The sequence below is a fragment of the Tahibacter aquaticus genome (genome assembly GCF_004363655.1).
Taxonomy (GTDB): Bacteria; Pseudomonadota; Gammaproteobacteria; order Xanthomonadales; family Rhodanobacteraceae; genus Tahibacter; species Tahibacter aquaticus.
This window is the reverse complement of the sequence record NZ_SNZH01000001.1, coordinates 674,845-701,444: the sequence shown is the minus strand read 5'-3', so window position 1 is coordinate 701,444 and position 26,600 is coordinate 674,845. Positions and strand designations below refer to the sequence as shown.

At 66.3% G+C, this 26,600-nt stretch carries 21 protein-coding genes; 11 read left to right on the top strand and 10 right to left on the bottom strand.

Annotated features, from left to right (window positions below; translation table 11 throughout):
- Positions 1-11: 11 nt before the first annotated feature.
- From DFR29_RS02800 to DFR29_RS02790, 3 genes are all read right to left on the bottom strand, one after another.
- Positions 12-704: an HAD family hydrolase gene (locus tag DFR29_RS02800; protein ID WP_133817023.1), complete on the bottom strand. Its 693-nt coding sequence runs from the start codon at positions 702-704 to the stop codon at positions 12-14.
- Between the two features lie 7 nt (positions 705-711).
- Positions 712-2,019, bottom strand: coding sequence for a substrate-binding domain-containing protein (locus DFR29_RS02795; protein ID WP_133817022.1), 1,308 nt, complete (start codon positions 2,017-2,019; stop codon positions 712-714).
- Positions 2,020-2,535: 516 nt separating this feature from the next.
- On the bottom strand, positions 2,536-3,927 hold the full coding sequence (locus DFR29_RS02790; protein WP_133817021.1) for a DegQ family serine endoprotease: 1,392 nt from the start codon (positions 3,925-3,927) through the stop codon (positions 2,536-2,538).
- 439 nt (positions 3,928-4,366) lie between these two features.
- Between DFR29_RS02790 and DFR29_RS02785 the strand changes: the two genes are divergently transcribed.
- From DFR29_RS02785 to DFR29_RS02775, 3 genes are all read left to right on the top strand, one after another.
- Positions 4,367-7,645: an LAGLIDADG family homing endonuclease gene (locus tag DFR29_RS02785; protein ID WP_133817020.1), complete on the top strand. Its 3,279-nt coding sequence runs from the start codon at positions 4,367-4,369 to the stop codon at positions 7,643-7,645.
- A gap of 77 nt (positions 7,646-7,722) precedes the next feature.
- Positions 7,723-8,331, top strand: coding sequence for a histone (locus DFR29_RS02780; protein ID WP_133817019.1), 609 nt, complete (start codon positions 7,723-7,725; stop codon positions 8,329-8,331).
- A 434-nt stretch (positions 8,332-8,765) separates the two neighbouring features.
- Positions 8,766-9,575: a TSCPD domain-containing protein gene (locus tag DFR29_RS02775; protein WP_133817018.1), complete on the top strand. Its 810-nt coding sequence runs from the start codon at positions 8,766-8,768 to the stop codon at positions 9,573-9,575.
- Between the two features lie 510 nt (positions 9,576-10,085).
- Here the strand turns inward: DFR29_RS02775 and DFR29_RS02770 are convergent.
- Positions 10,086-10,883, bottom strand: a complete 798-nt coding sequence (locus tag DFR29_RS02770) for a class I SAM-dependent methyltransferase (protein WP_133817017.1) — start codon at positions 10,881-10,883, stop codon at positions 10,086-10,088.
- A gap of 349 nt (positions 10,884-11,232) precedes the next feature.
- Between DFR29_RS02770 and DFR29_RS02765 the strand changes: the two genes are divergently transcribed.
- The 3 genes from DFR29_RS02765 to DFR29_RS02755 all read left to right on the top strand — a co-directional run bounded on the left by DFR29_RS02765 (position 11,233) and on the right by DFR29_RS02755 (position 14,234).
- A complete protein-coding gene (locus DFR29_RS02765; RefSeq protein ID WP_133817016.1) occupies positions 11,233-12,429 on the top strand; it encodes an MFS transporter in 1,197 nt (398 codons plus the stop codon).
- Positions 12,430-12,673: 244 nt separating this feature from the next.
- Positions 12,674-13,030, top strand: a complete 357-nt coding sequence (locus DFR29_RS02760; protein ID WP_133817015.1) for a hypothetical protein — start codon at positions 12,674-12,676, stop codon at positions 13,028-13,030.
- A gap of 103 nt (positions 13,031-13,133) precedes the next feature.
- Positions 13,134-14,234: a hypothetical protein gene (locus DFR29_RS02755; protein WP_133817014.1), complete on the top strand. Its 1,101-nt coding sequence runs from the start codon at positions 13,134-13,136 to the stop codon at positions 14,232-14,234.
- 45 nt (positions 14,235-14,279) lie between these two features.
- Here DFR29_RS02755 and DFR29_RS02750 read toward each other — a convergent pair whose 3' ends face one another.
- Positions 14,280-15,587 (bottom strand): sensor histidine kinase, encoded by a 1,308-nt coding sequence (locus DFR29_RS02750; RefSeq protein ID WP_133817013.1) that lies wholly within the window; start codon positions 15,585-15,587, stop codon positions 14,280-14,282.
- Positions 15,584-16,270: a response regulator transcription factor gene (locus DFR29_RS02745; RefSeq protein WP_243745933.1), complete on the bottom strand. Its 687-nt coding sequence runs from the start codon at positions 16,268-16,270 to the stop codon at positions 15,584-15,586. Before DFR29_RS02745 ends, DFR29_RS02750 begins: the two co-directional genes overlap by 4 nt.
- 260 nt (positions 16,271-16,530) lie before the next feature.
- On the opposite strand from DFR29_RS02745, the gene DFR29_RS02740 reads away from it, so the two are divergent.
- Entirely contained in the window at positions 16,531-19,335 is a 2,805-nt protein-coding gene (locus DFR29_RS02740; protein ID WP_133817011.1) for an outer membrane protein assembly factor BamB family protein, read from the top strand.
- Positions 19,336-19,442: 107 nt separating this feature from the next.
- Here the strand turns inward: DFR29_RS02740 and DFR29_RS02735 are convergent, their stop codons facing one another.
- Positions 19,443-20,567 carry a glycoside hydrolase family 18 protein gene (locus DFR29_RS02735; protein ID WP_133817010.1) on the bottom strand — a complete coding sequence of 375 codons (1,125 nt, stop codon included), beginning with the start codon at positions 20,565-20,567 and terminating at the stop codon, positions 19,443-19,445.
- Positions 20,568-20,746: 179 nt separating this feature from the next.
- Between DFR29_RS02735 and DFR29_RS02730 the strand changes: the two genes are divergently transcribed.
- Entirely contained in the window at positions 20,747-21,427 is a 681-nt protein-coding gene (locus DFR29_RS02730; RefSeq protein WP_133817009.1) for a lysoplasmalogenase, read from the top strand.
- Positions 21,428-21,698: 271 nt separating this feature from the next.
- On the opposite strand, the gene ypfJ is transcribed toward DFR29_RS02730, so the two are convergent.
- Together ypfJ and DFR29_RS02720 are read right to left on the bottom strand one after the other, a co-directional pair.
- Positions 21,699-22,562 (bottom strand): KPN_02809 family neutral zinc metallopeptidase, encoded by an 864-nt coding sequence (gene ypfJ, locus DFR29_RS02725; RefSeq protein ID WP_133817008.1) that lies wholly within the window; start codon positions 22,560-22,562, stop codon positions 21,699-21,701.
- 84 nt (positions 22,563-22,646) lie between these two features.
- On the bottom strand, positions 22,647-22,844 hold the full coding sequence (locus tag DFR29_RS02720; RefSeq protein WP_133817007.1) for a hypothetical protein: 198 nt from the start codon (positions 22,842-22,844) through the stop codon (positions 22,647-22,649).
- Positions 22,845-22,921: 77 nt separating this feature from the next.
- Between DFR29_RS02720 and DFR29_RS02715 the strand changes: the two genes are divergently transcribed.
- The 3 genes from DFR29_RS02715 to DFR29_RS02705 are packed head-to-tail and all read left to right on the top strand — an operon-like array spanning position 22,922 to position 25,179.
- Positions 22,922-23,701, top strand: a complete 780-nt coding sequence (locus DFR29_RS02715) for an SDR family oxidoreductase (RefSeq protein WP_133817006.1) — start codon at positions 22,922-22,924, stop codon at positions 23,699-23,701.
- A gap of 42 nt (positions 23,702-23,743) precedes the next feature.
- On the top strand, positions 23,744-24,637 hold the full coding sequence (locus DFR29_RS02710; protein WP_166653828.1) for a DNA-3-methyladenine glycosylase family protein: 894 nt from the start codon (positions 23,744-23,746) through the stop codon (positions 24,635-24,637).
- 32 nt (positions 24,638-24,669) lie between these two features.
- Positions 24,670-25,179: a methylated-DNA--[protein]-cysteine S-methyltransferase gene (locus DFR29_RS02705; protein WP_133817004.1), complete on the top strand. Its 510-nt coding sequence runs from the start codon at positions 24,670-24,672 to the stop codon at positions 25,177-25,179.
- Between the two features lie 709 nt (positions 25,180-25,888).
- Here the strand turns inward: DFR29_RS02705 and DFR29_RS02700 are convergent.
- Positions 25,889-26,545, bottom strand: coding sequence for a DUF4124 domain-containing protein (locus tag DFR29_RS02700; protein WP_133817003.1), 657 nt, complete (start codon positions 26,543-26,545; stop codon positions 25,889-25,891).
- Positions 26,546-26,600: the final 55 nt, after the last annotated feature.

The window sequence follows — 26,600 nt, the reverse complement described above, 5'->3', positions numbered from 1 at the left end:
CGGCATGCCGCTCAGGCGGCGAGTTTGAGATCCAGCCAATCGGCCAGCTCGGTCAGATCGCGCACTTCGATGTCGGCGCGCAGCGGCTGCGACCATGCCGCGCCGTGGCGGTTCACCCACGCACTGGGCATGCCGGCGGCGCGGGCGCCGCAGACGTCCAGCAGCGGATCGTCGCCCACATGCAGCACGGATTCGGGGGCCAGGCCGAGGCGGCGGCAGGCTTCGTGGAAGATTTCCGGCGCCGGCTTGGCCTGGCCGAACTCCCGCGCGGTGATGCAGTCGGCGAACAGATGGCGCAAGCCGATGCGGCCCAGGTCGGCATTGCCGTTGGACAGGCTGATCAGCGGCAGGCGCGCGGCCAGGCGCTGCAGCGCGGGCAGGGCGTCTGTATACAGTTCCACTTCATTGCGTGCCGTGTAGAAGGCGGCAAAGGCGGCGTCGATAGTGTCTTCGCCATAGCCATGGGGCTGCAGTGCGGCGGTCAGGCTGAGCTTGCGCTGGGCCGTGTAGTCATGCGCAAGGTGCGGGTTTTCCAGGGCGATGCGGTCGCGCAGCTCGCGCATCTGCGGCACCGGAAACGCCGCCGCCACGGGCGGGCAATGACTGCACAGCCATTCGTGCAGGCGCAGTTCGGCGCGCTGCACGATGGGCGCGATGGGCCACAGCGTGTCGTCCAGGTCCAGGCTTATCGCTTTGATCTGCATTCGACGCTCAGCCGCCGCTGGTTTCCTTGGGCGTGGCGGCCGCGCTGGCGTCGGCCTTGGCCTTGTCGGCCGCGGCTTTCTCGGCCTTTTCTTCCTTCTTCGACTTCGCCTTCTTGCTGCGCGAATCGGCCGCTTCGGCCTTTGCTTCCTGGGTCAGGGTCGAGGTCGGTGCCACGCGGCTCAGTGCGGCGGCCGTGGCGGCCGGTGCGGAGATCGGCGTTTCGTTGACCTTGGTTTCGATCATGGCCAGGCGCTTCTCGTCGCCGTCCTTGAGGGTCAGGCCGTCGCTGTAGGGCAGCAGCTGGCGCTTGAGCAGGGCGGTCTTGGCGGCCGGCGTGTCCAGCCAGGCGACGAAGTCTTTCACGGCGGCGGCGTTCTTGCTGTCTTCGCGCAGCACCACATAAACCGGCGTGTAGAGCGGATAGCTGCCGTCGCGTACGCTGGCCGTGGAAGGCACCACGCCTTCCACATTGAGCAATTTCAACTTGGGGTTGCCCGCGGTATTGGACAGGGTACTGACGGCCAGGGCGGCCGGGTCCAGCGTCACGCCCTCTTCCAGCTTCGACGTGTTCAGGTACAGGCGCGGCACGGCGACGCGCTGGTCGCCGTTCTTGAAGATGAGCCAGCGCAGTGCGTATTCGACGCCGTCCAGTGGGCCGGCCACGGCATACATGTTGATGCCCTTGTCGTTGCCGCCCAGCAGTTTCCAGTTGTCGGCCCGGCCGTAGTAGACGCGCCAGATGTCCTTGATGCTGATGCTCGAAACCGGATTGGCCGGCGAAGTGATCATCACCAGACCGTCCCAGGCCACCGGGATGAAGGTCAGGCCGGATTCCTCCGGCCGCTTGCCGTGGGCCGGGCGCAGGCTGCCGGCGAAATCTGCCGTGCCCTGCATGGCCGCATCGATGCCCGAGATGGTGCTGAAGGGCGTGATCTGGATCTTGACCTTCTTCTCGCGCTCGTACTGCTTGGCCAGCTCGTTCATGAAGCCGCGCGAGCTGGCGATATCGCCGCGCCAGACCAGGTTGGCATTCGCTGTACTGGGCTTGGCTGCCGCAGCAGGCTTTGCAGCGGTCGGTTTGGCAGCGGCGGGTTTCGCCGCGGCCGGCGCTGCGGCAGCGGGCTTGGCAGCCGGCGTTGCAGCGGCGGCGGCCGGTTTGGCAGTGCTTGCCGGGGCTGCCGCGGGCTTGCTTGTCGCAGGCGCGGGCGTTGCGGGCTTGGCCGGTTCGGCCGCCGACGAAGGCGCCAGCCAGAGCGCGGAAGACAACAGGAAAAGCGCGCGCGGCAAGGCGCGGCGGAACGGGGTATGGGTCACGGGAGAAACCTGACAGGGTGCTGAACTGCGCCACGATACCACGCGTGTTTGCGGCTTGGTGGGGCGAGGCGGTTCGCCTGTTGATAGGCGTCACGAAAAGAGATTTTTGTGAGGGCCGGTGCAGGAATTTCGGCGTGTTCGTCGCGACGGCGGACGGTGCCCAGTATTCCTGAGCCCGGTAATGTAGGCGGCTGCGCTTGGTCTTGGCGCCGACAATCCGATCATGAAGAAGATTTGGGCGGCTGCCCCTCACCCTAGCCCTCTCCCGCCAGCGAAGCTGGCGGGAGAGGGCGCCAAAGCAAGCCAGGCAGGGCTACAGCTGTGGCTGTGGCTCTCTCCTCCACGCTTGCATGGGGTGGAGAAGGCGACGTACAGAGCCATGGGCTCTGTCGCCTTCGAACGCCCAACGGGCCGGAGAGGATTGGGTGAGAGGGCAGTCCCCTGCAAGGCTCAGCCCAGGTTTTTCGCCCCGCCAGCGAAACCGCTCGCTGCTGGTAGCCTGCCGCTTGCCGAAGCTCACTCGCACAGCACCGAAAACGCACTCTGTCCGCGGATCACCGTCAACAGCAATTGCCGCGATTGCCGCTTGGTCAGAATTTTCAAATCGTCCACATTGCGAATATCGATCTGGTTCACCGCCACCACGATGTCGCCGTTGCGCAGGTTGTTGGATTCGGCTCGGCTGCCTTCGTTTACACGCCCCACCAGGGCGCCGCGCAGGCCGCGCTGGCGCTGGCGTTCGCCCAGGTCGACGAATTGCGCGCCACCCAGGCGCGGGTCGAGGTTCTGGCCGTCGACGCTGGCGGTTTCGCGCCCGGTCAGCTTGGCCGTGGCGGTGATTTCGCGCCCGTCGCGCTGCAGCTTCAGCGCGATGTCGCTGCCGATCGGCAGCAGTCCTTCGGCGTTGTGCAGGCCCTGTTCGTTGCCGACCGGCTTGCCGTTGATCGCAAGAATCACGTCGCCGGGGCGCAGGCCGGCGGCTTCGGCGGCGGAATCGCCCTGCACGCGCGTGACCACGGCGCCCTTGCCCGCCGGCACGCCGAGCATCTGCGCAATATCCGGCGTAATGTTCTGCGTCTGTATGCCGAGCGAGCCGCGTTTGACCGTGCCGGTCTTGACCAGTTGCTGCATCACGTCGCCGGCCAGGGTCGAGGGAATCGCGAAGCCGATGCCGACGTTGCCGCCGGACGGCGAAAAGATCGCCGTATTGATGCCGACCAGCTCGCCGCTGAGGTTGACCAGCGCACCGCCGGAATTGCCCGGATTGATCGACGCGTCGGTCTGGATGAAGTTCTGGTAGCCCAGGCCGCGCAGGCCGGTGCGGCCGAGCGCGGAGACGATGCCGGAGGTAACGGTCTGGCCCAGGCCGAAGGGGTTGCCTACCGCCACGACGAAATCGCCGACGCGCAGGCGCGTGCTGTCGGCCAGGGCGACGGCCTTGAGGTTGTCGGCGGGAATCTGGATGACGGCGACGTCGGTATCGGGATCGGTGCCGACCAGCTTGGCCTTGAGCGCTCGGCCGTCGCTGAGGGTGACGCTGATGTCGTCGGCGCCCTGTACGACATGGTTGTTGGTGAGCACATAGCCCTTGGCCGCATCGACGATGACGCCCGAGCCCAGCGACTGCTCTACACGTTCCTGCGGCATGTTGGGTACGCCGAAGAAGCGGCGGAAAAACGGGTCGTCCAGCAGCGGATCGCGCACCCGCGTATGTGTCTTGGACGAGATGTTCACGACCGCTGGGGTAACTCGTTCGATCATCGGCGCCAGCGAAGGCAGCGCCTGGCCGTCGATGACGGCGGGCAGGGCCGCCTGGGCGGGACGATTGAGGCTCAAACCCAGGCCGACGCTGGCGCTTGCGCCCAGGACGACGGCAGTGGCCAGCACGATGCGGCTCAACGCGGACATGGATGCTCCTGGAGAAAAATTCGCGACATGGACAACCGGGTAGGGCCTGAGGTTTCCGCTTTCAATCGACGTATTCAGATTCGGGCGGCAGATGTGAGCAACTGCAAACAGAATGAACCGGATGCGCAATGCGTGATTCCCCAGATTGACAGCGCGCAACCCCAGGCGTACGTTTGCCGCCGCTCGCAATCACAACATGTTGTGGCTGGTCACCGGGGGGTAGCCCCAGAGTTTGGGGTCAACCAGCCACAGGCATAAGCAGCGGACTGCTGCTGATGCATCAACAAACGTGATGAACCGGCAGTGGCGCGTGGACGGAAATACCGTCGCACGGCCCACGGCCATCCTGTCGGCGGCAGGCTGGTCACCGGTGCGCAGCGAGCGTCCGAACCGACAGTGATCGGTGCCGGTAAAAAGGACTCGGGAGGACGAGAGCAAGATGAGCATTGTGCGCCTGGAAGACATCGCGCGTGGCGCGGCCAGTATTCCCCTGCAGCCGGCCTCCCAGGACATCTGGGACAAGAAATACCGCCTGAAGACCAAACAGGGCGAACCGGTCGACCTGTCGATCGATCACAGCTACCAGCGCATCGCCAAGGCCCTGGCCGAGGTCGAGTCCAGCACCGAGAAACAGCAGTACTGGAACGAGCGCTTTGTCTGGGCGCTGCGCCGCGGCGCGATTCCCGCCGGCCGCATCACCTCCAATGCCGGCGCGCTGCAGCACAAGCCGGCGACCTCGACCATCAACTGCACCGTGTCGGGCACCATCGAAGATTCGATGGACGGCATTTTGCAAAAAGTACACGAAGCCGGCCTGACCCTGAAGGCGGGCTGCGGCATCGGCTACGAATTCTCCACCCTGCGTCCGCGCGGCGCCTACGTATCCGGTGCGGGTGCGTACACGTCAGGGCCGATGTCCTTCATGGACATCTACGACAAGATGTGTTTCACCGTATCGTCCGCCGGTGGCCGCCGCGGCGCGCAGATGGGCACCTTCGACGTCGGTCATCCTGACGTGAAGGATTTCGTCCGCGCCAAGCGCGAAGACGGTCGCCTGCGCCAGTTCAATCTCAGCCTGCTGATCACCGACGGCTTCATGCAGGCCGTGCACGACGATGCGGACTGGCCGCTGCTATTCCCGGTCAACATCAAGGAGCGCGACGAGGTCGACCTGGACAACCCTGCCCAGGTGCTCTGGCGCGACTGGCCGGTCAGCAAAAACTACGTGACGCGCGACGACGGTCTGGTCGCCTGCAAGGTGTACGGCCATATCCGCGCGCGTCACCTGTGGGACATGATCATGGTCTCGACGTACGACTACGCCGAGCCGGGCTTCATCCTGATCGACCGCGTCAACGAGATGAACAACAACTGGTGGTGCGAGAACATCCGCGCTACGAATCCCTGCGTGACGGCCGATACCTGGGTGCAGACCGACCAGGGGCCGCGCCAGGTGGTGCAGCTGATCGGCCAGCCGTTCCGCGCCCGCGTAGACGGCGTCGACCATGCCAGCGGCGCGCAGGGTTTCTTCCTCACCGCGCACAAGCCGGTGGTGGCATTGCGCACGCGGGAAGGGCACAGCCTGCGCCTGACCGCCGACCATCGCGTGCGCCGCGTTAGCAAGGCAACGCGCTGGGTCACCGAGACCCAATGGTGCGAAGCGGGCCAGCTGCAGGCCGGCGACCGTGTGCTGCTGAACGACCACCGCGCCAACGCCCACTGGGACGGCGCGCTCGATTTCGATCGCGGCTACCTGCTCGGCCTGCTCGTCGGCGACGGCACGCTCAAGCAGGAGACGGCGGTGCTCAGCGCCTGGTCGGTACAGGCAGTGGCCAACGGCGACGGCGTCGGTGTGCGTGCTGGCATCCGTGCGCTGATGGACGAAGCCGCACGCGCTGCGCAGTCCTTGCCGCATCGCAGCGATTTTGCCGGCTGGTCGGTTGTGGCCGAGCGCGGCGAATGGCAGCTGAAGTCGGCCAGTCTGCGTGACCTTGCGTTCAGCCTTGGCATGCGTGTCGGCGACAAGGCGATCACGCCGGCGCTGGAACAGGGCAGCAGCGACGCCTATCGCGGCTTCCTGCGCGGCGTGTTCGATGCCGACGGCAGCGTGCAGGGCAGCCAGCTCAAGGGTGTGTCCGTGCGCCTGACCCAGTCCGATCGCGCGCGCCTGGATGCAGTGCAGCGCATGCTGCTGCGCCTGGGCATCAACAGCACCGTCTATGCTGAACGCCGTGCCGCCGCCAGCGCGCTGCTGCCCGACGGCAAGGGCGGTAGCGCGTACTACGCGACCCAGGCACAGCACGAGCTGGTCATCGCTGGGGAAAATGTGCAGCGCTACGCACAGCTGGTCGGCTTTGCCGACAGCGACAAGTCGGCAAAGCTGCGCCAGCTGATTGCCGCCTACCGGCGCCAGCCGAATCGCGAGCGCTATTTCGCTACCGTGGCGGCCATAGAGCAGGCGGGCGAAGAAGCGGTCTACGATGTGCAGGTGCCCGGCATCAACACTTTCGATGCCAACGGCCTGCACGCACACAATTGCGGCGAGCAGCCGCTACCCCCCTACGGCAGCTGCCTGCTCGGCTCGGTCAACCTGACCATGTTCGTGCGCGATCCGTTCGGGCCCAAGGCGCGCTTCGACTGGGACGAATACCGCGAAGTCGTGCGCGTGTTCACGCGCATGCTCGACAACGTGGTCGAGATCAACGGCCTGCCGCTGGAGCAGCAGCGCCACGAGATTCTGTCCAAGCGCCGTCACGGCATGGGCTATCTCGGCCTGGGCTCGACCCTGACCATGCTCAAGCTGCGCTATGGCACCAAGGAAGCCTGCGCCTTCACCGAAGACGTCAGCCGCGAGATGGCGCTTGCCGGCTGGGAAGTCGGCCTGGCCCTGGCGCAGGAGAAAGGGCCGGCGCCGCTGCTGCTGCAGGAGTTCCCGGTCACCGCGGCAATGCTGCGGCAGCGTCCGGAAATGGTGCAGGACGGCTGGAAGCCCGGCGATACCATTGCTGGCCGCGTACTGCATGCGCGCTACAGCCGCTATATGCAGCGCGTGGCCGAGGTTGCACCGGAACTGGTCAAGGCCCTGGCTGAGCACGGCTCGCGCTTCACCCACCACACCTCGATCGCGCCGACCGGCACGATCTCGCTGTCGCTGGCCAACAACGCGTCCAACGGCATCGAGCCGTCCTTCGCCCACCACTATTCGCGCAACGTGATCCGCGAAGGCAAGAAGAGTAAGGAAAAAGTCGAGGTGTTCAGCTACGAGCTGCTCGCCTACCGCGAGCTGATCAACGCGCGCGCCATGCCGCTGTCGGACAAGCCCGAGGAAAAACTGCCCGATTACTTCGTCGCGGCCGACGACATCAGCCCGACCGAACATGTGGACATCCAGGCAGCCGCGCAGAAGTGGGTCGACTCGTCCATCTCCAAGACGGCCAACGTGCCCACCGACTACCCGTACGAAGACTTCAAGAACATCTACACCTATGCTCATGCCCAGGGGCTCAAGGGCTGCACCACGTTCCGCTTCAATCCTGCGGCATTCCAGGGTGTGCTGGTGAAGGAAGCCGACCTGGAAAACACCATCTACCGCTTCGAACTCGAAGACGGCAGCACGGTCGAGGTGAAGGGCAACGAAGAGATCGAGTACGACGGCGAGACGCACACGGCGGCGAATTTGTTCGACGCGCTCAAAGAGGGTTACTACGGCAAGTTTTGAGTGGGCGCGGAATGGAGTAATGTCCACTCCGCAACACCCATCGTCTGACTAACCCGTACGAGGAGCTGGAGGGTTCTATGCATACCGTAGGTGAAACACTGAGCAATGTAGTTGAGTCGGTCAAAGAGACGGCGCAGAGCGTAGGCGAAGCCGTAGCGGAGAAGACCGAAGCCGCCGTCGCCTCGGTCAGCGCAGCGGCCAGCGACGCCAAGGACGCCGTGACCACACGTGCCAAGGCCGCCGTGAAGCGCGTCAAGGCCGTCAAGGACGCCGCGCAGAAGAAGGTGGCCGATGTGGTTGCCAGCGCCAAGAAAGCGGTGAGCAAGGCCAAGCCGGCAGCGAAGAAGGCGGCGAAGAAAGTCGAGAAGAAAGTTGCCGTAGCGAAGAAGGCGGCGAAGAAAGTCGTCGCCAAGGCGAGCAAGAAAGTGGCAGCCACCAAGTCGGCGGCCAAGAAGGCACCGGCGAAGAAGGCAGCCGGCAAGAAGGTCGTAGCGAAGAAAGCGCCGGCCAAGAAAGCGGCAGGCAAGAAGGCTGCCAAGCCCGCCGCCAGGAAAGTCGCCAAGGCAGCCGGCAAGAAGGTTGCGGTGAAGAAGGCGCCAGCGAAGAAGGCGCCGGCGAAGAAAGTCGCAGCAAAGAAAGCCCCGGCCAAGAAAGCCGCGGCGAAGAAGACGGCCAAGCGCCGGTAAGAACCAGGCTTCCGTCCGGCGCAACCCTGGCTAAGGGGGCCGGACGGAAGTGGTGTCGCGATGGCGAGGCTGCGTCGAGGCATTCACTGGCGGTGCGAAGCGGGTTGGGTGGCGAAGACGGTTGCATGCGCCTGTGCGCAGGACTGTCCCGCTCCCACGCCGCATTGCACTATCAAGTCCCACTGCCAAGTACGCGCGGCAACGCGCTACAGCCTTGTTTCCACTCCGCGTCGGTACGCCGGCGCGGAGATCCTTTGCGGTGGCCTCGCGCCGTCGCGAAACCCATCGGCGAGCCGGGCGGCACCGGTTCGACCTGCGGCCTGCATCGGCTGCAGGACGCTTGCCGCAACTGCGCCCCCCGCCTCGCGCGCGTAGTTCGACTTCGAGGCTTCGATGGCCACGGCGCGGCCGCGTGCGCCGGCGGGAAGCGTGTCATGACGATCAAGATCGGCAAGAAGATCAAGGGCTACAGCGTCGAGAAACCCAGCGACAAGGCGGCCCTGGTCAGCACCAGCCTGGCACCGGCCGCGATCCTCGCGGCGGAACCGGCGCTGGCCGAAGTCATCCAGATGCACGAGAAGGTGGAGCGTCCCGACACGCTGATCGGTGCCACCTACAAGATCAAGTCGCCGCTGTTCGAGCACGCCCTGTACGTGACCATCAACGACATCGTGCTCAACCAGGGAACGCCGCACGAATCGCGCCGGCCGTTCGAGATCTTCATCAACTCCAAGAACATGGACCACTTCCAGTGGATCGTGGCGTTGACCCGCATCATGTCTGCGGTATTCCGCAAGGGCGGCGACGTCACCTTCCTGGTGGAAGAACTCAAGGCCGTGTTCGACCCGCGTGGCGGCTATTTCAAGGCCGGCGGTGTCTACATGCCGTCCATCGTGGCCGAGATGGGCGCCGTGATCGAGCAGCACCTGAAGATGATCGGCCTGCTGCACGACCCCGACCTCAGCCCCGAACAGCGTGCGCTGATTGCCGAGAAGCGCGCAGCGTACGAGCAGGGCGCAAAAAAAAACGCTGAGGCCCGCCTGAGCGCCGTTGCTGCCGACGCGGCTGCGCGCAAGACCAGCATCGGCAACGACCTCGGCGGAGCGCTGGCCCCTGCCGATGCCGCCGACAGCGCCGCCTTCCCGGCCGGCGCCACCTTGTGCCACAAGTGCAATACAGTCGCGACCATCCTTATGGACGGCTGTGCAACTTGCCTCAATTGCGGCTATTCCAAATGTGGATAGGCGGTTTCCCGCCGGTCCGTGTGCGTTAGCCCATAAGGCGCGGACTTATCCGCGCAAGCGGGCTGTTCCCCCGCAAAACGCGTGCGCGGCCGTACGGTCCGCTGCGTACGGGGCTTCCACTCCGTGCGGAGAACGCCCACCCGCAGGGCAGTGAATATGCGATGCACCCGATGAGCGTCGCTGGCTTGGCGCAGGCGGGCGAGTGCAAGCGCCGACAACATTCATGCGAACGCTACCCCGTGGCCGCCCCCCTCGGAGGCGTAGAGCGCTCCGATTTCCCTGGCGAGTAAACGGCGCCGTCTGGTCTGGGGCGCAGCACCACCGTGCTTCGCCCGAATCGAGCCGTCGGCGTGCAGCAGCGCAACGCGCCAGACAGAATCGCGAAATCCATCAGGAAAGAGGGAAATCCATCAGCGCACGGCAGGCCTGGCCTTGGGGGCGCCGAGTGCTGTGTCGGCGGACTATTCTATTTATCCAGAATTTTTCGGTTTTCCTTGCTTTTCTGGCGGGTCAGGCGAAATCGTCGCGGGCAGCCAGCTTTTCGCAGCAGCAGGCCAGGGTCGTATACGGCACGCTGACTGTCTCTCTGCCGGCCAGGGCCGGTTCGTCGGCGATAAGCTGGCGCACCTCGGCCGCCACTTCGGCCTGCGTTGCAGCCGGCAGTGCTGCGATGAAGCTGGTCGACAGCACGCGGCCGACGATGACGTCTTCGGCCGGTCCGCTGTGTACATGGTCGAACTGCTGCTCCTGCAGGGGGCCGAAGCCGTCGCAGGGAAACAGGCGGCGCCACTGGCCGCTGCGGAAACGTGGCGTGTCGTCTTCGTGGCGATCGACGATGGCGGCAAGCCGTGCGACCCAGGGCACGCGGCTGTCGCGCATGTTCCAGATCAGGCCAAGGCGGCCACCGGGCCTGAGCACGCGGTGGATCTCGCGCAAGGCCTGTGCCGTGGCGAACCAGTGAAAGGACTGCGCACAGACCACGGCATCGAGCCTGGCATCGGCCAGCGGAATGGCCTGCGCGCTGCCGATCAGGGCCTGTACCGCCGGAAACGCCGCGTGCAGTTTTTGCAGCATCTGCGATACCGGTTCTACCGCGACGACGCGGCTGCCGCTGGCGAGCAGGCTGGGCAGGAACTTGCCGGTACCGGCGCCCAGGTCCAGCGCCAGCGATTGCGCGCCCAGGCCCAGTTGCTGCTGCAGCCAGGGCAGTGCCGCCGCCGGATAGTCAGGGCGGCCGCGGCGGTAGGTATCGGCGGCCTCGGCATAGCCGCGGGCTGCGGCAGGGTGGACAGGGTGTGGTGCGTTCATGGCGAAGAAGGCTCCGCGGTGACTGTGCGTGCAGTATGCCTTGCCCCTGCTACGCCTCGGCGCGCGGTATTTCCGTCCGGACTGGGCCTGCGGCGGCGGCGATGCGAGCCGATTGTCGCGCCTGCCTCATTTGCGGCAGTAGGTAAAATGGAACTAGTGTCCAGCAGCGGGTAAATCGAGCCCGTTCTGGATTTGTCCGCTACAGGCCGCCGGCCAGCGACGGCTAGCGCCTCCGGTTGCTGCGGTCCGGTCCAAACAGCGGGCGTGCTCGCGGCAGCCTGTCGATTTCACCCGCGCTGCTTCGACGCAGAGCTGCCGGCAGCCGCCGTTCTTTGAGGCCAGGACGTCCATGAATTCCTCTTATCGCTGGGTCATCGTCGCCGCCGGCGCGCTGATGGGATGTGTAGCCATTGGCGCGATGTTCTCGCTGGCCGTGTTCCTGGACCCGATGGCGAAGGCAACCGGCTGGTCGCGCACGGGCATTTCCAGCGCCATGACGCTGAATTTCCTGTGCATGGGCGCCGGTGCTTTCGGCTGGGGGGCGGCCAGCGACCGCTTCGGCACACGCGCGGTGGTGCTGGCCGGGTCGCTGTTGCTGGGCCTTGCCCTGGTGCTGGCCAGCCGGGCGGCCTCGCTGGCGCAGTTCCAGCTGATCTACGGTGTTCTCGTCGGGCTTGCCACCAGCGCCTTCCTTGCGCCGATGATGGCGACGACGACGGCCTGGTTCGAGCGTCACCGCAGCCTGGCAGTGTCGCTGGTTTCCGCCGGCATGGGCATGGCGCCGCTGACGGTCTCGCCGTTCGCGAGCTGGCTGATTGCGGCCTATGACTGGCGCACGGCAATGCTGGGCATTGGCCTTGTCGCCTGGGCGCTGCTGCTGCCGGCGGCGCTGCTGGTGCGCCCGCCGCCGCCGGCCTTGGCCGTGGGTGCGGCCGCTGCGGCTGACGGCCCGGCCATGAGCCTGGCGCAGGCGTTCCGTTCGCCGCAGTTCCTGATCCTCGGTCTGACCTTTTTCGCCTGCTGCGCGGCGCATTCCGGACCGATCTTTCACATGGTCAGCTATGCCATGGTCTGCGGCATCTCGCCGATGGCCGCGGTCAGCATCTACAGCGTCGAGGGACTGGCTGGCCTGGGCGGCCGCCTGCTACTGGGCGTGCTGGCCGACCGGGTCGGGGTCAAGCGCGTGCTGGTCGCCGGCTTGCTGCTGCAGGCTGTGGCCATAGGCGCATATCTGCTGGTCGACGAATTGGGCGAGTTCTACCTGCTGGCGCTGGTATTCGGCACGGCATACGGCGGCGTGATGCCGCTGTATGCCGTACTGGCGCGCGAATACTTCGGCCAGCGCCATCTCGGCACGGTGCTGGGTGCAGCGATGCTGCTGTCGAGTTTGGGCATGTCGCTGGGGCCACTGGCCGGCGGCTGGCTGTTCGATACCTTCGATGGCTATGCCTGGCTGTTTGTCGGTTCCTGTGCGGTAGGCCTGGGCGCGGTCGCGGTGGCGCTCGCATTTCCGGCACTGCCCGCTTTGCAACGCCGCGCCGCCTGAGTACCGGGGCAGATCGCCGATGCCTGTGCCGGCGGCCGTGGATACCGCGTCGCACGGCAGCGACACAGCGGCGCAGGCGTCGCTGCAGGCGATAATCGCGGGATGGTATGAATGGCCGTGATCAGCAGCGCCGCCGAATTGCGTTAGATCGCAAGGGCGACGGAAACGCGCCATCTTTCAGGGGCTAGCATGAAGAGAACGCAATTCGCGGCGTGGCATAGCTGCCTGCTCGCACTCGGACGACATGCTGCCGTTCACCGTCGGCGTGAGCTACAGCGGCGACGGCGATATCGTCGATGCGACCTTGCTGCTGGATCTGCCCTGGCAGGGCAGCGACAGCGAACTGATCTGCGACGGCCCGGGCATCAGCCGCTGCGAACTGGATACCCGCCATGGCCAGATCGTCGCGCGCTTCGACGCCGCGCCCGGTGCGCAGCTGAGCCTGAGCGGCCGCGTACGCGCGCTGGCCGCTCCGGCCGCCGACACGCTGATCGTACGTGGACTGGTGCAAGCATCCGTACATTTGCTGGAAAGTAATTTCATGAACAATTTCCAGAGTATTGCGGCCAACGGCGTGATTTTCGCCGACGCCTTCGACTGAGGCGCAGTGCAAAGCCAGCGGCCGCGGTGACCCGGAAGGTGGTCGGTCGCGGCGGGCAGCAAGGCAGCCGTTCGCGTGTTGGACACTTGTGGAGGTTTTCGCCGTGATCGGACTGATCAGGTCACTGTTGGGCCGTAAAGCGGCTGCTGCGTCGGTACCGGCCAGTCCGCCCGTTGCACTGGACTTGCCCGAGGACTGCTGGGCGGCCGGGACCCGGCTGCCGATTCCCGACTGGGAAGCCGTGGCGCAACTGGCGCCGCCGCCAGGCGACGCCGCTGCCTTGCACGCGTTCTGGCGCAGCGCGGTCGACGCCTGGCTGCGCCGGCTGGCGCAGGCGCTGGGCGAGGACGACTACCGCGTCAGCCATTCGGAACATTTCGCGCTGCTCGCGCCGCTGTCGTTGCGCGAATGCACGGTCACGCTGGATTTCGCCGAACGCGTGCACCGGCGCATCCTGCAGGCGCTGCCGGGTGTCGCCGGCAGCAGCGGCTACGGTCCCGAGGCTGTGCTGCTGTTCGACAACCCGGACGAGTACTACGCCTATATCGACCATTACTACCCGAGCGAAGGCGTGTTCGCCATGTCCTCGGGCATGTTCGTCGATGCGGGCTACGGCCATTTCGTGTTCGAGGCCGAAAACGTCGCCGAGATGGAACCGGTCCTCGTGCACGAGCATACCCATGCGCTGCTGGCGCATCTGGACCTTCCGCGCTGGCTGGACGAGGGCGCCGCCGTCAATATGGAAAAGTATCTTGTACCGCATCTGGCCGACCCGCGGCGCAACCTGTATTCGCCGCGCGAGATGGCCGAAAAGCATGCGGCGTTCTGGAACGGGCAGACCCTGCAGGAATTCTGGACCGGCCATTCCTTCGGCCGCCCCGACGACGGCAACCTGCTGTCCTACGACCTGGCCGAACGCCTGACGCGGCTGCTCAGCGTCGACAACTATCCGCGTTATGCCGAACTGCTGCGCCAGGCGGAAAGAGCGGACGGCGGCTACGCGGCATTGCGCGACGCCTACGGTCTGGAAGCGGGCGACCTTGTTGCGGAAGTGCTGGGCCCCGGGCCGTGGCAGCCGTTGCCGGCGAGCTGGCCCGAGGTCGCGGCCAGGGCTGCGGCACAGTCGCAGCAGCGTGCCCAGGCGCTGCTGGCGGACGACGCCGATGCGGCCCTGTCGCGGCCCGACGATGCGGATTGGCGCTGATGCGCGCTCGCCCGCAGCCGACAGGGCAGGGCAGCGCCGAACGGTTCAGGCCTGCGACCGCGCCGGCTGCAGCAGAAAGCTCGCCACCGCGTGCGCCCCGGTCCAGTCGATGCGCAGGTCCAGTCCGCAGCGATCGCTGAGGCGGCGCACGATGACCAGGCCCAGGCCGAAACCGGCGCTGCCTTCGCGTTTGGCATAGGCCTGCTGCAAATGCGGCAAAGTTGCCTGGTCCGTGTCATCGATACGATTGGCGATGCGCAGGCGGCCGTCGCTTGCGCCGATGTCGATCGTGCCGGCGGTGGCATGGGCGAAGGCGTTGCCGACGAGGTTCGACAGCAGGATATGCAGCAGTGCCGCCGGCACACTGCTGCAGGTGTCGCGCGCCAGCTGTACATCCACCTCGACCGGCTTGCCGTCCAGCAAGGGCGCCTGTTCGATCACCACCTGTTCCAGCAGCGGCAGCACGGCAACCTGTGCAGCCGTCGGCGCGAACGCCGCGACATCTTCTTCGCGCGCCAGCGTGAGCAGGGCGATCACGGTCTGTTGCAGCTGCAGGGCCGACTGGTGCAGATGGCTCAGTTGCTGCCGGCCCGCCGGCGACAGCCGGGCTTCGCTCTGCAGCCGTTCTGCCGCGGCGCGGATCACCGTGAGCGGCGTGCGCAGTTCGTGACTGGCGTCGCGGGTGAATTCGCGTTCGCGCAGCACGAAGGCATGCATGCGTTCGGCCAGTGCATCCAGCGCACGCGCCAGCACGCCGACATCGTCGTCGGCAAACCCCCGCGCCAGATCGCGCGGCAGGCGATCCACGGCGGTGTTCTCCACCAGCGCGACCAGCCGCGTCAACGGCGCGGTCGTGCGCCGTGCCAGCCACCAGCCCAGCACCAGTCCGATCAGCAGCAGCGTTGCAGTGGAGGCGGCGAGCAGCACCAGCAGGCGCACACGCATCGGTCGCACCACCAATTGCGCGCTGACCTCGGCCAGCAGCCAGGCCGGTGCGCCGTCGGCTGCGGCCAGTGGCAACAGGTGATAGTGGCGACCTTGCGGTGCGGCGAATTCGCGCCGCTGCGGTTGCTGTGCGAGTACCGCGCCGATGCCGTCGGGCAGCGCGGCCGCATCGGTATACACCTGCATGAAGGGCGCTTGCGGCGCAGGCCAGCGGCCGTCGCGCGCCTGCATCCGGTGCAGCCGGTCGGCTTCCTGTTGCAGCGTGGTGGCGAAGAAGGCGTCTTCGGCCACGTACATGAAGGTCATCGCGTAGAGGCCGAAGACACCGGTGGTGAGCGCAGTGAATGCGGCAAAGGCCAGCATCAGGCGGCGGCGCAGCCGCGGCCGCGCGGTGTCGGTGCGATTCATTCGTCGCTGACCAGCTTGAAGCCGACGCCGTGTACGGTCTTGAGCATGGCTACGGGGAACGGCTTGTCCAGTTCCTGGCGCAATAAATACAGATGTGAGCGAAGGGGATCGGACTGCGGCGGGTCGTCGCCCCAGAGGCGCTGCATCAGTTCGCTGCGGCTGAGCGTGCGTGGCCAGGCTTCGGCCAGCTCCTGCAGGATGCGCCGCGGCATCTGCAGCAATTCGAGGCGACGGCCGTGACGCTGCGCTTCGCCGCTGCGCCGGTCCAGGCAGAGCGAACCGATGCGCAGCAGGTGCCCGGTGCCGGCACGATGGCGCTGCGACAGGGCCAGGCAGCGCGCCAGCAATTCCTCGCCGGCGAAGGGTTTGACCAGATAGTCGTCGGCACCGGCGTCGAAGCCTTGTAGCTTGTCGTGCAGGCTGTCGCGTGCGGTCAGCATCAGCACCGGTACGTGCCGGTCCGACTGCTCACGCAGGCGGCGGCACACGCTGAGGCCGTCCAGGCCCGGCAGGTTCAGATCCAGTACCAGCACATCCGGTGGCTCGGCCAGCGCCAGGGCCAAGCCGCTGCGGCCGTCGGCGGCGAAGTCTGCCCGGTGCCCATGGGCCTGCAGCAGGCCGGCGAGGCTGCTGCGCAGGGCGAGGTTGTCCTCGATCACCAGGATGTGCAGGCGCTGGAGCATGGGGCGATTCATTGGCCTAGCTTCGGCCAAGCGGGCGTGGCTTGCCAGCCATCGTCCTGGCATCGGCCAAATCCGGGCGACTCGTTCGGCAGGGAGTTTCAGCCTGACGTGCGGCTGTGAAACGAAGATCAAACCCGGGCCCGCGTGCCTATCGGATCACCCGTCGACAGTGTTGATCATCGGGGGCGCCGGATTGCGGATGACCGACTGGATCGAACGATTTCTCGGGATCTGACATTGGCCCCAGTGGAGAGAAAGACATGCGACAACTCATGCGGATTACTGGCATAGGCGGGTGTATCGCCATCGGCCTGGCAGCCTGGCTGCCGCTGCAGGCGACGGCGGCTACGCCCTGGCAGCGCGATTGGGATTACCACGGTGGCATTTTCGACCGGAGCGGCTATATCGCCTGGGATTCGATGCGCGCGACCGACACGGGCGAGACGGTGATGTTCCTGCCACAACCCGACAATTTGTCGGCCACGCGCCTGCGTGAGGACGGCAGCCTGCGTTGGCGCACCTCGCTGTCGACGCCGGACTGGGCCGTAGTACGTGACGTGATGGCTTCTGCGCAAGGAGGGGCAACCCTGCTCTACCGCACCAGCGCGCGCAGTCAGGTTGCGCAGTTGGCTTCGGACGGCAGGCCGGTCTGGAATGTGAGCGTACCGGCCGATCGGGCAGTTTCCGCTGGCGCCACCGTGGTGGTGATCGGCTGCGCGGATCGCAGACCTTATGTCAGTGCATTGGACGAGGGCAGCGGTACGGTTTACTGGCAGCGCGCATTGAGCACGCAGGCGGTGATTTGCAACAGCGACCTGTCGTATCCGGAGGTCGCCATTGCGGCAGGTAGCGACAGCGAAACGTATGTGTCGCATCGCGGTGCCGGCCTGCTCAGTCCCGGTGTGCTCAAACGCCTGGATTCGGCGGGCAACGTGGTCTGGAGCGTCAGTCATGCGTTTCTCGAAGAGACGGCGCTGCACTATCGCGGCGGCAAGGTCTATGTGAGCGACTGGCAAGCGCTATGGGTTTTCCGTGCTGCCGACGGCGAACTGTTGTGGCGCCAGTCCTGCCTGAATGGCGAGGTGTTCTTTGTGCACGGCGATCCGGTCTGTCGCAGCGATTCCTCGTCATTTGCGCGATTGCGCGCGGACACGGGCGAGACGATGTGGAGGCGCTATGCCAGCGACGGCCGCATGCTCGGCAGCGACGAAAGCGATCTTTACTACATGGTCGGCGCCGAGTGGCAGCGCTGGTCCGGCGCCAGCGGCGAGAAGCGCTGGCAGGCGCCGTATCCAGCCGAGATGGCCTACCGGCCGCTGTTGCTGGGCAGCGCCGTCGGCAGCGCTGTGGCGATTGCCGACGATGCGATTGCCGATGGCTTCCGTCTGAACAGGTACCTGCTCAGTAACGGCAGCCTGCTGTCTTCCAGCGCGCTGCCCAAGGTCACGCGCGCCGTAAGCGGCGGACAGCAGCTGAGCGACGGCGGCGATGTATTCGTCGCAAGCGCGACATACCTGCGCGATACGCGGGTTCGCCGTCTGTCGGCTGATGGGGGAAATATACTGTGGGAGAACAACGCAACGGGTTTTTTGCTGGGCGATCTCGTCGCCACGCCGGCAAGTCTTGCCCTGGCGGAGAGCAACCAGAATGCATCCCGGGTGCGCAGCCTCGACAGGAGCAGCGGCACCGAGCAGTGGACACACGCTGTGCCCGTCGGAGACAGCTACGGCACTGCCTCGCGCATCTTCGGTACGGCTGGCGGCGATTTGCTCGGCCTGTCGGAGAGGAACGGCATGAATACCGTGCAGCACGAAGTCTGGCGTCTGGATGCCACAGACGGCAGCGAGGCGTGGCGGCGTACCTTGGCCCAGTCCGATGAAGCCTGGACGCCGGAGTATCTTACGGTCGCCGCGTTGCAGGACGATCTGGTCGTAGCCGAATACGGTCCTTACGATGCGCTGCAAATTCCGCCGCAGCGCATCGATGCAGCGACTGGCGTAGCGCGCTGGTCCGGCGCGACGAGCGAGCGCACAACCGAACTGGCAGTGTCGCCGGCGCGAGATGCGGTGTTTTCCATCGGCAACGAACTTTCGGGCCCAGGCCTGACGCTGACCAAGCGCGATGCGGCGAACGGCGAGGTGGTCTGGCAGTTCGTTTATCAGCAGATGCCAGGCTATCTGCATGCCGCCGACCTGGTACCGCTGGCCGACGGCGATGTATTGGTGGCGCTCACAGCCGTGATTTTCAACGGCAATGGTGGGAATGAATCGACGTCGGCGCGCCTGTTGCGCGTCAAGGCCGACGGCAGTGGTCTGCGTTATGAGTGGAATGGCCCGGCATTTCAGCCGGGATGGCTGGACTCCGCAAGTCGCTTGCGCCTGGACGATTCGGCCACGGCGGTCTGGATGTTGCGCAATCGGCACAACGGACCGTTGTCTGTCGTTTTCCTCGAACGTTTCGATCTGGCCAGCGGCCACTCGCTGGGTGCGCAGTTTTACAGCGTCAAAGGCGCGCATGCGCTGTTTCCCACCACCGCCTGGGACAGCGATTTCACGCTGTATCAGGGCAAGATCCTGGCCGGCGGCGTAGCCCTGCGTGCGCCGCAGGTAGCGACACGACGCGATGCGTTGCGCGATTTCAGTGTCCTGCAGCGTGGCGACTTGCGCTTGAGCATCGCGCCGCTGCCGCCGAATTTCGCCGCCGGTGCGCTGCTGGATGTGGACGTGCGTGTGGACTACAGCGGCGATACCGCGATTGCCGGCGCAAGCCTGATCGTGGATTCGCCCTGGCACGGCACGCACTCGTACCTGGCCTGCAGCGGCAGCGGCATCAGCAACTGCAGCCTTGATACGCGCTACGGCCAATGGGTGCTGCGCTTCGACGCCGCGCCCGGGGCGCAGTTGCAGCTCAGCGGGCGCGTGCGCGCATCGGCCTGGCCCGAGGCGGCTGCGGCGCAGTTGCGTGGCGTCGTGTTCGGGCCGGAAAGCCTGCTGGAAAGCGACAGCAACAACAACACGGCGTTGTCGCTGTGGGTGGACACGTTGTTCGCCGACGGGTTCCAGTAGCGCAGCGCGGCGAGTGCCAAGGCGGCGGCAAGGCCGCCTTGGCATTGTGGATAATTACGTAATGTTGCGAGGGTGCCGGGCAAATCGCGGGCTATGCGCCACGCCGCCTAGAACGCCGCCTTGATCGCCTGCAGCAGAGGATCGCGCTGGCCGGCAGGCAGGGTAGGAATATGCCCCTGGCCTATGGTCCAGATGATGGTGCCGCCCAGCCCGTTGCGGCGCAGCCAGGCGCCCTTGGCGGCGATGGACTGCTCGTCGTCGTAGGAAAGGAAATTGCACTGCTGCGGGCCTATCGGCGCGCTGGAGCCCAGGTAGCCCATCGACGCGGCGGCGTCCCATTGGCGCACGCCGGCGCTGTAGTAGCTGGTCATGATGTTGCGGTAGCTGAGCAGGTTGTCGCTGGCCACGACGGTGCCGCCGAACAGGCGCGGGCCGTTCACGTTGCGCCAGCAGGTGCCGTAGAACGGAATGCCTATGCCCAGGCGCGCGCGCGGCACGCCGGAGCGCCGGTAGAACTCGGCACTGGATTCGACCGAGCTGGGCGTGTTGCCGCCGTTGCCGGCCAGGGCCGAGCTGTGCCAGCTTTGCCAGCCTTCCCAGGCGCCGGCCATGTCGTAGGTCATCACGTTGATCTGGTCGAACAGCGGCGCGATGCTGGCGAAGAACGGATCGGGCGTCGCGCTGAAATTGGCGTTGACCCAGCCCACCGGCACGGTCAGCAGCATGCCCGGCCGCTGCGTGCGCAAAGCCTGGGCCAGGGCGATGAAGTTGGGCTGGTCGCTGGTCTGGATCGGCTCCCAGTCGAGATCCAGGCCGTCGTAGCCGAGGTCGTCCATCGCGGCGAGCAGGTTGCTGACGAAGGTCTGCCGGTTGGCGGGTGCCGCCGCGCCGACCCAGCCCTGGTATTCGCCCGCACCGCCGACCATGAGTATCGCCTTGGCGCCGCCCGCATGCGCTGCCGTCGCCGCAGCGCGGGCCCAGATCGGGCCGTTGCTTGCATCGATGTCGAAATGCGTATTCACCGTGCCGTTCGCGTTCGGTGTGAGGCGGCCGACCATCAGGTGGGTAATGGTAGAAAAATCGATTTCTGCATTCGGATACAGGTCGCGCTGATAGCCGACGTGGTAGCCGGCTACCCAGGCCCGCTGGAAGCCGCCGGCGAACACGGTGTCGTCGGCGGCGGCAGGGCCGGCAAGGGCGAGCAGCAGAGGCAGGGCGATGCGCAGGTGCATACAGGCTCCGTGACGAGGGCGGTGGGCGGGGTGTATCGGGACTACAGACGATGTAACGCGGCCAAAGCCGTCAGCGCTTGCGCGGTTTCACAGATCCGCGCAACGGCCGCGGCCGCGGCGCATTTACCCCGGCGCAAGGCTTGGCTACGCTGCGGGCCGCTCGCAGAGGAGAACGCAGCATGTCCAGGGACAGTGACACCGGCCTGCCGTGGAAGTGGCTGCTGCCGACAGGCGCCAGCGCCGTGCTGGCGATCGCGGGCAGTATGGACGCGGATCTGCACTGGCTGCATTACCTGTGCAAGCCGCTGACGACCTTGCTGATCGCGGCCATGGCCTGGCAGGCAAGCCAGCCCCTGCCGGCCTATCGCCAGGCCATTCTGGCCGGCCTGCTGCTGTCGACCCTGGGCGATATCTGGCTGATGCTGCCGCAGGACTTTTTCGTCTTCGGCCTGGGCAGTTTTCTGCTTGCCCATCTGGCCTATCTGTATGCGCTGACCCGGCACCGGCCGCTGCAGCCCTGGCGCTGGCCTTATCTGGCCTATGCACTGATTGCCGGGCTGGTGCTGGCCGTGTTGTGGCCGAAACTGCCCGATCCCTTGCGCCTGCCGGTAGTGGTCTACGTCGTCGTACTGGCGGTAATGGCGGCCCAGGCGGCAGCGATGGCGACGCGGCAGGCGCATGCCGGCGCGCTGCTGGCCGCGGTCGGCGGCCTGAGTTTTGTGGTTTCCGATGCCTTGCTCGCGATCGACCGCTTTCACACGCCGTTGCCGTATGCGCCGGTGCGGGTGCTGGCGAGCTACTGGCACGCGCAGTTTCTGATCGCGCGTTCGGTGTGCGGAAGCGGCACGGCACCACGCTGACAGTTTCGTCCGGCAAACTGCGTAATCCCTCTACGAGCCTGCACCGCTGCATCGCTGGCCGGCAACCAACGCCCCCCGGTTGCCGGCGGCCGCGCCTGCATCTACCCATGCCTGCGCGGACGATGGTGTAGCTGTCGACCACACTGCACACGCCATGGCTGGCGGTGCGGGCTCTTGCCGCGAACAACCCGATTGAGGCGGTAGCCGTAGACCGTTGGAGAAAGCCGCGATGCGGCTTTCTCCGTTTTTTGCGTGTTGGAACTTTTTCGAATTACAGCTGCTGCGTGCCGAAGGTGTCGCAGACGTTGATGTCGCCGCGCTCCAGCCCCAGACGAAACCAGCGCACGCGCTGGGCCGAGCTGCCGTGGGTGAAGGAATCGGGTACGACGTAGCCGCGCGACTGTTTCTGCAGCTTGTCGTCGCCGATCGCGGTGGCCGCAGCCAGGGCCGACTCCACGTCGCCTTTTTCCAGCCATTGCAGCTGGGCCTGGGCCTGGTTGGCCCAGACGCCGGCAAAGCAGTCAGCCTGCAGTTCCTGCCGTACCGACAGGCCCGTGGCGCCTTCCATCGGCACGCCCTGGCGCTGCAGCTGTTCGCTCTTGCGCATCACGCCCATGAGGTTCTGCACGTGATGGCCGACTTCGTGTGCGATGACATAGGCGCGGGCGAAATCGCCGGCGGCCTGGAAGCGGTTCGACAGCTCGTCGAAGAAGCTGGTGTCGAGATAGACCTGCTGGTCGCCGGGGCAGTAGAACGGGCCTACGGCAGAGTTCGCCATGCCGCAGGCGGAGTTCACGCCGCCCTGGAACAGCACCAGGCGGGGTTGCTTGTACTGGCCGCCAGCCTGGGCATAGACACGGTTCCATACGTCTTCGGTGCTGCCCAGAATGGCGCGGACGAATTCGGTGGTCTGGGTCGACGGCGGTGCACTTTCGATCTGGGTCTGCGCCGGTCCGCCACCGTCCTGCATCAGCAGGGACAGCACTTCCAGCGGATTCTTGCCCAGCGCCCAGCTGATCAGGCAGACGATGACGATGCCGCCCAGGCCCATGCCGCCGGCACCGCCGAGACGGCGGGCGCCGCCGCCACTGGAGGAAACGACATTGTCGCTGCGTCGACCTTTCTGCCAAAGCATTGTGCATCTCCAGGCTGGGCGGGGCGTCGGGATGGTAACCGAATCGCCGGTGACGATTCGGTCAGTGGCGAATGTTGACGAGGGCTATTCGCCTTCGGCTTTCTTCAGCGCGTCGTCGGTGTTTTGCTTGCCCTGTTCCAAGGTACCGGCGGTGCCGCGTGCCTTGTCCATGGCCTTGAGCTGGGAATCGATCACGGTCGGCTGTGGCTTGGCCGGCGGCGGTGGCGGCGCGCTGGAACAGGCGGCCAGGAACAGCAGGGAAAACGGCAGGGCGAAGCGCATCGGGCGGTACTCGGTTGGCGGGGCTGCGCTAAAGTCTGCGCCCCGGCGCAGTGCGCAACAAGGCGGATACCGCGGCAATGACGAACGCATCACGCTGGCGCCTGGACGGGCGCACGGCCCTGGTCACCGGCGCCAGCAAGGGCATAGGCCTGGCCTGCGCGCGCGAGCTGGCGCTGCTCGGCGCCGACCTGCTGCTGGTTGCCCGCGACGGCGTGCACCTGGAGCGGGTACGCGGCGAACTGAACGAGGAATTTCCCGACTGCGAGATCGACGCCTTCGCCGGCGACATGGCGCAGCGCGAACAGCGCCTGGAATTGTTCGACTGGATTGCCGACCAGCAGCTCAGCCTGTCGCTGCTGGTCAACAACGTCGGCACCAATATCCGCAAGCCGACGCTGGAATATGCCGAAGACGAATACCGCTTTCTGATCGAGACCAATGTGATCAGCGCCTTCGAGCTGTGCCGGCTGGCGCATGCGCAGCTGGCCGGGCACGGTGCCGCGGCCATCGTCAATATCGGTTCGGTGTCCGGCCTGACCCATGTGCGCACCGGCTCGCCGTATGGCATGACCAAGGCGGCATTGCTGCAGCTCACGCGCAACCTGGCCTGCGAATGGGCCGGCGACGGCATCCGCGTCAATGCGGTGGCGCCCTGGTATATCCGCACGCAGCGCTCCGAGCCGGCCCTGGCGGATGCCGACTATCTGGAAGAAGTGCTGGAGCGCACGCCCTTGCAGCGCATCGGCGAACCCGAGGAAGTCGCTGCGGCGGTGGCTTTCCTCTGCCTGCCGGCGGCGAGCTATATCAGCGGCGAGTGCATCGCGGTCGATGGCGGCTTCCTGCGCTACGGTTTCTAGGCCGATGCATCGCCGCTGCCGTACAACAAACGGATGGCGCGCATGACAGCGTCCGGCCATGCTGCGGCCATGCCCCCGCCGACTGCACGCATCGACCTTGCCCTGCCGCGCCGCTATCCCGTCGACGCAGTGCTGGCGTTCTATGCGCGCCGCGCGATTCCCGGCGTGGAAGCGGTCGGCGAGGATGGCTACCGGCGTAGCTTTGTATACAACGGCGAGCCGGGCTGGCTGCAGGTCGACCTGCGCCAGGGCTGGCTGGAGTGCTGCCATGCCGATCGCAGCGCTGTGGCGTTCGCCGCGCCGCGCGTGCGCGAGCTGTTCGACCTGGATGCGCCGCAAGCGCGCCTGCGCCGTGTACTGGGGCGCGATCCGCGCCTGGCGGCGCTGCTGGCGCAGCATGGCGATATTCGCGTACCGGGCTGCTGGGACGGGTTCGAACTCGGCGTGCGCGCCGTGCTGGGCCAGCAGATCACTGTTGCCGCGGCGCGCACCCTGGCCGCCCGCCTGGTGGCGCGGCATGCGCAGCGCATTCCCGGCGCCGGCGCGGACGAGCCCTGCCACAGCCTGTTTCCGCCCGCCGATGTGCTGGCCACGGCCAATCTCGACGGCCTGGGCCTGACCGGCGCACGCATTGCGACCTTGCAAGGCCTGGCCGCGGCAGTCAGCGCCGGCGAACTGGATTTCGAGCGCAGCCAGCCTCTCGCGCGTTTCGTCGCACGCTGCACCGCATTGCGCGGCATCGGCGACTGGACCGCGCACTACATGGCCATGCGCGCGCTGCGCGAAATGGATGCGTTTCCCGCCGCGGACATCGTGCTGCGCAAGGTGCTGCAGCCGGGCACCACCTTGACTGCGCGCGAGCTGGAACAGCAGAGCCAGGCCTGGCGGCCTTACCGCGCCTATGCGGTACTGCTGCTGTGGCGCTCGGCAGGATAGTGGACGCGCGCAAGGCAGGTGGCAGCGAAGGCATGGACAGCATGCTGGTCTATGACATCGTCGAAACGCCGATAGGGCCGCTGCTGTTGCTGGGCAGTGTGCAGGGCGTACGGCGCATCGAGTTTCCGCGCAACGGCCGGGCGAACATGCCCGAGACCGGCCTGGACCGCGACAGCCAGCTGTTCGCCCGGGCGGCGCAGCAGTTGCGCGATTATTTCGACGGCCTGCGCACGGCGTTCGACTTCCCGCGCGATGCCCAGGGCACGCCGTTCCAGCACCAGGTCTGGAATGCGCTGTGCGAAATTCCCAGCGCCGAGACGATCAGCTACGGCGAACTCGCGCTGCGCATCGGCCGGCCCGCTGCCAGTCGCGCCGTCGGCGCGGCCAATGGCGCGAATCCGCTGCCGATCGTCGTGCCCTGCCACCGCGTCATCGGCAGCAACGGCAGCCTGACCGGCTTCGGCGGCGGGCTGCCGATCAAGCGCTGGCTGATCGATCACGAGCGTCGCCACGCGCCGCGGCCGCCGCTGCAGCTGTGTTGAGATAGCCCTTCGCCGCTTTCATCCACAGGGCCTGTGGAAACCCCCCGTAACAAGCCTGTGGATGAAATGCTGCAGGCCTTGCCGCGGCTCGCTGCGGCACGCTTTGCGTAGTTTTTCGCCAGCGCGCTGCGGCGGTGCTGCGCGCTGGATCTTTTCATCCACAGCGCTTGTGGACATCTGCCGGAACAAGCCTGTGGATGAAACGCTGCAGCCCTTGCGCTGGCTTGCTCTTGCCCGCTTTGCTGAATTTTTCGCCAGGGCGCTGGCCGGCGCCGGCTTTCGCCGACGCTGTGGATAAGCATTTTTCACGGCGGCGGCAAGCGCACTGCTTCGTCCACAGCAGCTGTGGAAATCCCCTGGGACAAGCCTGTGGATGAATCGCTGCAGCCCTTGCGACAGCTGGTTCTCGCCCGCTTTGCGTAGTATTTCGCCAGCAGCCAGGGCGCTATCCACAGCGCCTGTGGACAACTGTGTGGTCAAGTCTGTGCACAGTAGGCGCAGCGCCAGCGCTGGTGCGGGGCCGGCACGGATTGCGCAAAAAATGCTCAGTTGCTTCTCGTGCCGGTGTACGAAGCTGCAAAATATTTATTTATATTATCCCGCAAGCTGTTATCCACAGCTGCTGGGGACAAGTGCGCGTACAAGCCTGTGGACAAATCGCTGCGGGCCGCGCCAGTGCTGGCGTCGGCCCGCTTTGCGCGAATTCGCGTCAGCAGCCGGCCTGTTTGTCGACCAGCGCGATGGCTTCGGCCTCCAGGCCCGGCCGCTCGCTCTTGTCGGCACGACGCTGCTTGTCGAGGTTTTCTTCCAATTGCGCGCGCAGCGCGCGGCAGGCTTCGGCCGGGGTGAGCTGCTCGCAGCGGTCCTGCACGGTAACGAAGGCGGTGGCGATGCTGGCCGCGCCGCCCGGCGCTGCGACCGCAGGACGGTTGGACTCCGGCGCAGACATGCGTACCTGGTCGCCCAGCCGGCTGCCGGGCAAGCCGACGACGCCGGCCGGCACTTGGTAGGACTGGGTCTGGCCGGTTTCGCTGTAGTAGACCTTTTCGTTGTCGGCGCGTACGCAGCGGAACAGGATCGGCGGCGGTGGCCGCGGCGGCGGTACGGCGGAGATGGCCGGTTTCTGCAGCGGCGGGCTTTCTTCAATCGGTGCCGGCTCGGCCGGCGCGGCGCCTTCGCCGGGCGGTGCTGCAGTACGGTCGTATTCGAACGGTTTGCTCTGCTGGCCGCCGGCGCAGGGCTTGTCCTGGAACGACACGCTGCCGTTGGCGCCAGTGCAGCGGTAGCCGGTATTGGTAGCAGCGGCGCCGGACTGGGCGAGGGCGCAGCCGGCCAGGACGATCAGGCAATAGGGCAGGGGTTTCATGATGGGGACCGATTCTACGCCGCCGTACCGCTTGCGATACTGCGGCCGCTGTCGC